This is a genomic window from Lyngbya sp. CCY1209, assembly GCF_055795065.1.
Map to the genome: position 1 here is coordinate 1 of NZ_JAYFER010000117.1, position 2,234 is coordinate 2,234.

The following is a 2,234-nucleotide window of genomic DNA, read 5'->3' on the forward strand; positions in this document are numbered from 1 at the left end:
TTTTCCCAGGCGGCTACCCGCCAAGTATCTTCGCCGTTTCAGCGTTTCACATCCGAGTTCGAGATGGATCGGTGTGGTTCCACTGAGCCATAGGCACCAGGAAAGCTTTAAAATCTTTCTCTGGGTTCGAGAGCGCGGTGTCGCGTTCCTCTCTCGCACAATTAATAATAGTAGTGCCTGTTTCTGGGAATGTCAACCCTTTTTTGAATTTTTTTTTGCAAATCCGTCAAACCCCTGCAGGACAGCCGTTTCGGGAATTTCGAGAACTCCGCATCCCGGACGGATTGCCCGCGAGGAGCGATCGCCGTCCGGGTGTGGGGAGGGCGATCTCGAAGACGGGATCGGGGGACAACTCACCGCCCCCCGCACCCCGGTTTTGGGGTACAATAATGCACTGCTACGGTCAGCTCCGATTTATGTTGCCCAAATGGTTGATACTGCATTGGCGTTTGGGGATTGTGCTCTCGATGTTGGCAGCAATTCTCACACCCTTTGCCCTGAACTTATATATCAATTTCGCGACCCAGAGTCGCCGCTACACCGAAATAACTGAAGTACCCGAAGAACCGGTGGCGGTCGTATTCGGGGCGGGAGTTTGGGAGGACGGGAGTCCGACGCCGATGTTGGCCGATCGCATCCAGGGGGCAATCGACCTCTACCAAATGGGGCGGGTGCAGAAAATTTTGATGACCGGAGATAACGCCACCCCCGAATATAACGAAGTGGTCGCCATGCAGCAATACGCGATCGCCCAGGGAGTCCCCGCCGAAGTCATCCGCCTCGACTATGCGGGATTCAGCACCTACGAAAGCTGCTATCGGGCCCGGGAGATCTTTGGAGTTGAAAGGGCCGTGCTCATCACCCAACAATACCACCTGCCCCGGGCGGTTTACACCTGCAAGCGGTTGGGCATCGACGCGATCGGTTTCGGGACCCCCGACTGGGGCAAATTCCGGGACGACTCGATGCGATTCTACGTCCGGCGGGAACTGCTGGCGGTGGTGAAGGCGGTGGTGGAAGTCCACATCCTCCGCCCCAAACCGACGTTTCTGGGGCCGTTCGAGGGAATGTCTTAGGGATAATTGATAATTAATAATTTGCAATTATTAATTCATGTTGTTCGACTCCCGACTCCCGAGATGTGGTTTAAATTGTAGGGGCGAATGGCATTCGCCCTTTTGAGTCACCACCGTACACCCAATTATGATCGCTCTATTTTCTGCCGTCATTCCCGTCGGGTGTATCGTTTTGATCGGCTTCGTGACGGGGAAAACCCTGACACTCGATCGCCCGACTCTATCCCGCCTGTCCCTGTATGTCCTGTTTCCGGTTCTGATTATTGACAAGCTGTATCGGACGACTCTGAGTCCGGCGAATATGGCGGGGATCGGGGCGGGGTTTTTGCTGACGTATGTGCTGCTGTGCGTCCTCGCCTGGGCGATCGCGCGATCGCTCAATTTCCCGTCCCCGACTCGAAAAAGTCTGATCGCCACCACCGCCTTACCCAACGTCGGCAATATGGGATTGTCCGTGATTTTATTCGCGTTGGGGGAGGAGGGGCTCGAACGGGCGATCGTTTACCTGATCGCCTGGAATTTGGTCGTTTTGACCACCGCCCCGGCTTTGATCAAAGGCGGCGGTTTCCTGTCCGCCCTCAAGTTTACCCTCAAATTGCCGCTATTTTGGGCGATCGTCCTCGGTTTGCTGCTGTACGGGTTCGATGTCGGACTTCCCGATAGCGTGGATGCCGGGTTGAATTTACTCGCCCAGGCGACGATTCCGATCGCCCTATTATTGTTGGGAATTGAAATTTCCGACAGCCGGTTTGAACTCAACGTTTATGAAATCGGGGCGAGTCTGCTGCGTCTGTTGGGGGGTGCGGCTGTCGCTTACGGCGTCGGCTTGCTGTTGGGACTCGGGGACTTGGATTTGCAAGTCTTAATCATTCAAAGTGCCATGCCGACGGCGATCTCGGCATTTCTGATGGTGAGCGAATTTGGGGGCGATCGCGTGCGGACGGTGCGGGTGGTGGTGGTATCCACCCTGCTATCTTTTTTAACCCTGCCTTTGGTGTTGTGGGGGGTGGGGAATTTGTAATTTTAGATTTTAGATTCTCCCCGATAGAGAAGTTATATCAAATCCGGTTATCCCCTCCTAAACCTCCCCAATCATCTTTAGATGATTTGAGCTGGTAGGGGCGCAAGGCTTGCGCCCTCGGGAATTGATTCCCAAGC

General features: G+C 54.7%; 2 protein-coding genes and 1 rRNA gene. 2 read left to right on the forward strand and 1 reads right to left on the reverse strand.

The window, feature by feature from the left end; all coding sequences use genetic code 11:
• A 5S ribosomal RNA gene (gene rrf, locus AC0QHF_RS00815) occupies positions 1–101 on the reverse strand; the annotation flags it as partial.
• Between the two features lie 315 nt (positions 102–416).
• Here rrf and AC0QHF_RS00820 point away from each other — a divergent pair.
• A complete protein-coding gene (locus AC0QHF_RS00820) occupies positions 417–1,076 on the forward strand; it encodes a SanA/YdcF family protein (protein ID WP_324702288.1) in 660 nt (219 codons plus the stop codon).
• Between the two features lie 127 nt (positions 1,077–1,203).
• Positions 1,204–2,097: an AEC family transporter gene (locus tag AC0QHF_RS00825; RefSeq protein WP_324702287.1), complete on the forward strand. Its 894-nt coding sequence runs from the start codon at positions 1,204–1,206 to the stop codon at positions 2,095–2,097.
• Positions 2,098–2,234 lie beyond the last annotated feature (137 nt).